Annotated in this window: 8 protein-coding genes; 4 read left to right on the top strand and 4 right to left on the bottom strand. The window is 66.6% G+C overall.

Annotated elements, in window-relative coordinates:
- Window positions 1-969: acyl-CoA dehydrogenase family protein (locus tag AC2VON_RS20445; RefSeq protein WP_486954550.1), on the top strand; the 969-nt coding region annotated here is incomplete at its 5' end.
- A 424-nt stretch (window positions 970-1,393) separates the two neighbouring features.
- Window positions 1,394-1,972 (top strand): peptidoglycan endopeptidase, encoded by a 579-nt coding sequence (locus tag AC2VON_RS20440; protein ID WP_486954549.1) that lies wholly within the window; start codon window positions 1,394-1,396, stop codon window positions 1,970-1,972.
- Here AC2VON_RS20440 and AC2VON_RS20435 read toward each other — a convergent pair.
- On the bottom strand, window positions 1,969-2,517 hold the full coding sequence (locus AC2VON_RS20435) for a class I SAM-dependent methyltransferase (protein WP_486954548.1): 549 nt from the start codon (window positions 2,515-2,517) through the stop codon (window positions 1,969-1,971). The two genes, AC2VON_RS20440 and AC2VON_RS20435, sit on opposite strands and share 4 nt — an antisense overlap.
- A 407-nt stretch (window positions 2,518-2,924) precedes the next feature.
- Between AC2VON_RS20435 and AC2VON_RS20430 the strand changes: the two genes are divergently transcribed.
- Window positions 2,925-3,338, top strand: a complete 414-nt coding sequence (locus tag AC2VON_RS20430) for a hypothetical protein (RefSeq protein WP_486954547.1) — start codon at window positions 2,925-2,927, stop codon at window positions 3,336-3,338.
- A 9-nt stretch (window positions 3,339-3,347) separates the two neighbouring features.
- Here the strand turns inward: AC2VON_RS20430 and AC2VON_RS20425 are convergent, their stop codons facing one another.
- Window positions 3,348-3,851, bottom strand: a complete 504-nt coding sequence (locus AC2VON_RS20425; protein WP_486954546.1) for a transposase — start codon at window positions 3,849-3,851, stop codon at window positions 3,348-3,350.
- Window positions 3,826-4,050: a hypothetical protein gene (locus tag AC2VON_RS20420; protein WP_486954545.1), complete on the bottom strand. Its 225-nt coding sequence runs from the start codon at window positions 4,048-4,050 to the stop codon at window positions 3,826-3,828. Before AC2VON_RS20420 ends, AC2VON_RS20425 begins: the two co-directional genes overlap by 26 nt.
- Window positions 4,051-4,150: 100 nt before the next feature.
- On the opposite strand from AC2VON_RS20420, the gene AC2VON_RS20415 reads away from it, so the two are divergent.
- The gene (locus AC2VON_RS20415) at window positions 4,151-6,160 is read left to right on the top strand and encodes a transposase (RefSeq protein WP_486954544.1); all 2,010 of its coding nucleotides are present in this window, start codon (window positions 4,151-4,153) and stop codon (window positions 6,158-6,160) included.
- Window positions 6,161-6,178: 18 nt separating this feature from the next.
- On the opposite strand, the gene AC2VON_RS20410 is transcribed toward AC2VON_RS20415, so the two are convergent.
- On the bottom strand, window positions 6,179-6,900 hold a 722-nt coding region (locus AC2VON_RS20410; protein WP_486954543.1), incomplete at its 5' end, for a PE/PPE C-terminal domain-containing protein.

Here is a 6,900-nt window from a genome sequence, read left to right as displayed (position 1 = left end):
CAGGATGTCGAGTTGGCCATGGAACTGGGCTACACCTCGCTGGCGGTGCGGTCGATGTTCGGCACCAACAACGGCATCGCCGGACAGGTTCTGGCCGGATTCGGCACCGACGAGCAACGGTCCCGCTGGCTGCCGGCGCTGGCATCCGGCGAGACCGTCGCGGCATTCGCGCTGACCGAACCGGGCGCCGGCTCCAACCCGGCGGGACTGCGCACCAAGGCCATTCGGGACGGTGACGGTTGGCTGATCTCAGGGACAAAGCGGTTCATCACCAACGCCCCAGTCGCCGGCCTGTTCGTCGTATTTGCACGCACCAGGCCGGCCGACGAGCACGGCACCGGTATCGCAGTGTTTTTGGTACCTGCGGACACCGCGGGCGTGGAAGTCGGAGCCAAAGACGCCAAGATGGGCCAGCAGGGCGCCTGGACGGCGGACGTCAGCTTCTCCGGCACCCGGGTACCCGCCGACGCCCTGATCGGCGGCGACGAGGACGTCGGCTACCGGGCTGCGATGGTCTCGTTGGCGCGCGGCCGGATCCACATCGCTGCAGTGGCGGTCGGAACGGCTCAGCGCGCATTGGACGAATCCGTGGCTTACGCCGCCGCCGCGACACAGGCCGGCACCGCAATCGGAAGCTTTCAGTTGGTGCAGGCGATGATCGCTGACCAGCAGACCGGGGTGCTGGCCGGGCGAGCCCTGGTCCGCGACACCGCGCGGAGATGGATCTCCGGCGAGGACCGCAGAATCGCACCGTCAGCAGCCAAATTGTTCTGCACCGAAATGGCCGGCAAAATCGCCGATCTCGCGGTGCAGATCCACGGTGGCAGCGGATACATGCGCGATGTGCCGGTGGAGCGCATCTACCGTGACGTTCGACTGTTGCGACTCTACGAGGGCACCAGCGAGATTCAGCGGTTGATCGTCGGCTCCAATCTGGTGAGAGCGGCGCAAATAGATTGCGCCAGTTAGCTGTTGAACTTCAATCAACGCGGAGTCTACACCAGTGCGCACCCACGGGGACGAGAGACGCTGCTGACAGAATGCGTATTCTCTGCAGGAGCCAGCCGCGGGGCGATCCTAACTGGGATTCATCTGGCCTTGGCTGACGCGGGTATCGGTGGAAACCAATCGTCGAGACCTGATGGGCGGCGAGGCGGTACACAACACACCGTTCTCGCATGCGGTCGGACCGAGCGCCGAGACCGCGGCGTAGGTGTTGCCTCGACCACCGGCCAATCGGTCTTGCTCGCGTCGGATCGGCACTGATCTACGCCTGTCGGTGCCCACTTTCCGGCGTGGCAGCTTGACTTCTCCGATTAAGTAACATAGGCCATTCCGATCGCCAAACGTGATGCGAACAACAAATTTTGGTGGTTGACGGTCTTGATTGTTAATGTGCCGGTTCGTGTTTGGCCTTGAAGCGGTAATGGCGTTGATTCAGCAGGTTTCCGGCACGCCCTACGTCGTTGGTGGGGATTCGCCTGCCGGAACGGATTGTTCTGGTCTTGCCTCATGGGTCTCGAATGTGGCAAGCGGCAGGCCGGCTTTCGGCAATAGATTCCATACCTCCAATGAGGAGTCTGCCCTGCTGGCGCGCGGCTTCCAGTACGGGACCGCCCCCGACGCGTTGGTGGTGGGTTGGAACAGTCACCACACAGCGGTGACGCTGCCCGACGGCACACCGGTGTCCAGCGGTGAGCCCGGCGGCGTGAAAATCGGCGGTGGAGGCGCCTACCAGCCCCAGTTCACTCATCACATGTTCCTGCCGATGGCACCGTACGGAGTTAGCGACCAGGAAGCGCCCATGGACGCTCCCCCTGCGTTCGGCGGCATCGATCCGGAAGGGGCCGCACCAGAGCCCGATCCGGCTCCCACCGAACTGGTCGGTGCATCTGTCGCTCCGCCGCCTGTTGACGAAGCCTCCGCTGAGGTCGAACCGAGCCCGGGTGAGTCCGGGCCGCCGCAGGTTTAGGGTTTGCGTGCCAGCAACCACGCCTGGCCCTGGCCCTCACCCGCGGCAATCACGTCGAGGTCGCCGAACGCCGCCCGCAATTCGCCAGGGGCAGCGCGGAACGGCCCCGGGGTTGCACCGACCTGACTCAGCGCCGTGATCGCCAAAAGCCCGCCCGGTTCCAGGCGTTCGGTCATCGCCTGGTCCAGTCGGCGGTCGCGAAACCTGTGGCAGAAGATCACGTCGACGAACGGGCCCGCTGGCAGACCGTCGTCGAGATCGACGGTGTCGAACTGGCAGCGCTTCTCAACGCCGCTGCGCCGGGCGAGATCTCGCGCCTGGCTGATGGCCACCTCGGACACGTCCAACCCCCACACGTCCAGACCCCGGCAGGCGAGCCATACCACGCCGAGCCCCTGGCCGCACGCGACGTCAAGCGCGTGCCCCCCGGTCGGGAACACGTCCTGGTAGGGCAGGAACACCGCAGCCGGGCCGGCGGCGTCGACCGGCGGCGATCCCCGGTGCGCATATCGCTCATTCCAACGGACGCGGTCCTCGTAGCTCACCGCACTCACGACATCAGGTAGAAATAGTCCACCGGGCCCCTGTTTTCCACTCCGAAGCCAATGTCGGCGGCGTGCTCCGCGTGGTCGATCTCCATCCGGGCCTTGGTCGCACTCCGCCGTCCTCTCGCGTCACGCTATCGCCTAATGACATCCTCGCTAGCGGTCATGCGGGGTGCAAGAGAGCAGCATGCCAAACGCTGACGACACCGCTCGCCACCCGCATACTGACGTGATCGCCAGATGGTGCCTGGTTTCTGATTTCCCGAACCTCGTCCGATCCGCGCAGCAACCGCCGCGGGCGAGCAAATTCTCACCGTGCTGGAAAACCTGGCCCCGAAGCCAAACTGGGCGTCCAAGCCTTCCTGGCCGACCTGAAAGACATTTCACCGTCGAGCATCGCGGCGTCCATGAGCAACACGGTCCCGGCCGTCACACCGCTGGACCTCGACCCGAGCAACCTCGTGACAGAACTGCAGAGCCTGCTCGCCGCGAACAGCAACGCGCTGGCCGTTTTGATCTCGGCTTCGCTGGACACCTTCATGCCGGTGGTGGACACCACCAGTGCCATAGTCACCGCTCTGCCGACGCTGGCCGTCAACCTGGACCTCGCCGGGTTCCACCAGCTGGCTGGCGGCAACCTGCAAGCGGCATTCGACAACTTCACCGCCCCGATCGGCGGCAGCGTCGGGCTCTCCTCGATAGCGAGCTTCCTGATCGTGTCGGACATCCAGGATGCGGCGGGCGGAATCTCCAGCGCTGTCCAGAGCGCGGTCACCGACGACATCGGCTTCATCGAGGGCCTGCCGGGGCTGTTCTCCTAACCTGTGGGGCTAAGAGTTGACCCGTAATTGCCCGCGGATCTTGAGGTTCCAGGGTCCAGCGACGATTTGGAGGCTGTGGTTGATGGCTTGGCCGTGGCGTCGGCATTGTCGCAGGATTTGCCAGTCCTTGATCCTGGCGATGAGGTGTTCGACGCGGGCTCTGTTCCGGCGGTGTGCCCGGTAGCTGTCGTCGCGGATGATGCGTCCGTGGGGTCTGTGGCGGGGGCTGGTGGTCGACGCGATGCCGCGGTATCCGCCGTGGCCGAGGATTTGGTGCTGGCCGGTGAGCAGGTGTGCGATGGTTGCGTGGGCTATGACGACGTCGTTGCGGTTGCCCGGCCAAGCTGCTCCGACCGTGATCACGGTTCGGCGGCGGGGGTCGATGATGATTTGGGTGTTGATGCTGCGCCGGTAGTTTTTGCTGATCGCGGTGATTTCTTGGTCGTGTACCGGGATCAGGGTGCCGTCGATGATCCATGGCCCGTCATCATGGGCGTGGGTGGGCTGCAACACGCCCGCAAGCACCGGTAGCAGGTGGTGGATGATCGGAGTCGACGGTGGATTGGCTGGTGGTGAACGGGGCGGCCAGTGCGCGTGTGGTGAGGTTGGCGTCCAGGTGGATCAGCACCAGCAGCAGCCGAACAGGCAGCGGCAGGCCCCAGGGACGGCCCCGGGCCGCGGGGGTGACCTTATGGCCGGTGAGTGTGAGCACGCTGGGTGAACTGATGATCGGTTGATCCGGTCAGCGGCAGCCAGGTTCGGTATCGGCGCGGTAGCGCGTCGGTGTCGGTGGTGTGTGGTTGCATGGTGCCATGGCAGCCACACCCACCGACACCACCACTGTGACCAGCGGTGATGCGGTGGTGAGTGGGCCGCGTCGGAGGGGCAAGTCCAAGGCGGCGAACGTCAAATATGAGGGTCCGGTGGCGGTGATCCGGCTGGAGCTTGACGCCACCGATGAGCGGATGCGCCGCCGCCTGGAGTCCCAGTGGGAGGCGGTGTTTCGGTTGCGGCGGGCGTTGCAGCGCGACGCGGCCGCGCGGTGCCGGGCGTATTGGGCGGCCCATCATCAACGAGCGGATGATCCGATGGCGTTGCGGGAGCGGTTGGGGTTGACCCGCAAGGGTATGGAGGCCGCGGCCAGCCGCCACATCGACGCGTCCGGATGGATGCGTGATCACCTCACCAAGGCGCTCGGATTGCATGTGGCCGATGAGGTCTGGGAAACCGTCGACCGGCATCTGTTCGCCGATGCGTCGGGGCGCCGGCACGGCGCGCCGCAGGTCGGCTCGTGGTGGGATTTCACCCGTATCCCCGGCCGCGCCCGCTCGCACACCAAAGCCCAGCCGACGTGGGAGACCTACCGCGTGGTCGGCACCCTGGATGGGCACCTGGGCGTCTACCGGCACCAGCACCTACCGGCCACGGTGGGCACAGCACAGCACGCGGCTGAGCAGCCATCCGGGACGTCGATTCTGACCCAACCCGCCCGCCTGCCGGCGCCGGCGCGGCCCGCGACCAGGTCGTGGTGGGACCACAACGGCGCCTTGGCGGTGGTGTTCACCGGGCTGTCCGCCGGCGATTTGGTGTTGCCGGTGCGGCTGCCCCAGGGTGGGGGTCAGTGGCCGCACCTGGCCCATTTCCTGGCCGACCCGAACACCTGGCACAAGATCGATGTGGTGCGGGTGGCCGATCGTAAAGCCCCCGGCGGCTGGCGCTACTACGCGCACCTGCTGGTGCACCAGGCCGGCTATGCGTCGCCGACCACCATCGCGCGCCGGCGTGACATTCCAGCCCGGCGGCGGGCCGGGGTGGACGCCAACGTGTCCAACCTGTCGGTCGCTTCCTTCCCCGCCGATCAACCCGAGAGGCTGGTCGTCGGCCGAGTCGAGTGCACCCCCGACCAGCAGCGCGCCGCCGCGCGCGCCGCCGAACAGACCCGGGCACGCCAAAAGGCGCTGGATCGCTCCCGGCGCAACACCAACACCAACCAGTACGGCCCCTCGGCGCGCCAGCACAAACGCGCTGGTCGCCGTGCCGCGGTCGGGTTGGCGGCCCGGCAAGTCACCAACCCGGGCGGGCCGCGGCATGCCCGCGCTGACGGAGTGCCGCTGCGCGCCTACCGCCACGACACCCTGTCAGGCCGCTACCAGCGCACCCGCTGTGATCACGCCGCCGCCGTGCGCCGTACCAGCCAGGCCAAACAGGCCCGCGCCGCCCACCTCGCCGCGGCGATCGTGGCCACCCACGGCAGCACCATCACCGTCGAAGACTGCCGCATCTGCACCTGGGCGCGGTTGTGGGGCAAACGGATCGCGGTGTTCAGCCCCGGCATACTGGTGGCCGCCCTGCAGCGTGAATGCCGCGCCGCCGGGGGCCGGTTCTCCCGTGCCGGCACTCATGCCACCGCGATGTCCCAGCACTGCCTATGTGGGGCACGTGTGGCGAAAACCTTGACCCAGCGCAGCCACGACTGCGGCCAGTGTGGACTGCGCGGTGACCGCGACATCGTCTCCGCGGCGCTGGCGGCCTGCGTCGAGTTCACCGATCCTGATGACCCGCGCACCGCGGCCGTCGACTACCAGCTTGCCCACGCGCTGCGCGATGGGCTGGCCTCCCAGCAAGAGTGGGAGCGTTCAGTCAACCGGCACCAGCCACCAACACCACCAGGTGTGGGACCGGCCAGGACCGGCAGCCACCACCGGCTGGTGGCCCCTGCTGAACAAGCGGCACCCGGCCTACCCCCGAACAGACCACGCCAGCGTGGACGTCGCGGGACCAGGCGGAAACGACCAACACCCAAGCTGATTGGCGCCGCATGACCCAATACGGGTCAACTCTTAGCCTCCGGCTGGTGTGCGGGTGGCCAGTGATCTGGTGGGCAGCTCGTGGGTAGGGCTCGCTTCGTAGTCTCCGGTTCTTTGAGTCATGCGTGCGGTGGCAAGGCCTGGCATGCCGGTGTTGAGGATCGGGCTGGGCATGTGGGCAGTGGCGTGTGCGGTTGCGGGGGAATCGGACTTGACGGTCTGCGCCTGGGGGGCGGTGGCGGCCCAGCTGGTCGGCACCGACAGCGGCCCGACCCGGTCAGCACCACCGGTGTTGGCGCGCGCCCCGGCCAGGATCGCTTGTCCGCCGGTTTGCGTGACCACCGGCCCGTGTGCGGCCTGGTTCAAGATTTGACCGAGCCCCTGGTCACCGCCGGCGCCTGTCATGTGGTGCACCAGGTCCTGAACCGCGTAGATGATCAGGTAATCAAACGAATGGAAGTCGGTGATGTACATTTCTGGGCCAAGAGCGTTGTTGGACATAAATGCGGTCAACCAATTAGAGTTCAACAAGTCGGATAGCGCCGAGTTGTTTCCCCCGGTGATTGCGTTGTTCAGAAACCCGGACAGCCCATAGTTGGATGTGGCGTTGGCCGGGCTGAAGATGTTCAGCCCGGAAAGCCATTGCGACAGGGTTTCTTGGGGGGTGCCGGCCGCGGTCGCGGTGGCGTGGGTGGTCGCCGCGGCTTGCTGGGCTAGCCCGGTGTCGGTGGTCACGGTCGGCGGGGTGCTCAATG

Source organism: Mycobacterium sp. TH-M82, from assembly GCF_057473605.1.
This window is presented reverse-complemented; position numbering and strand designations above follow the sequence as displayed.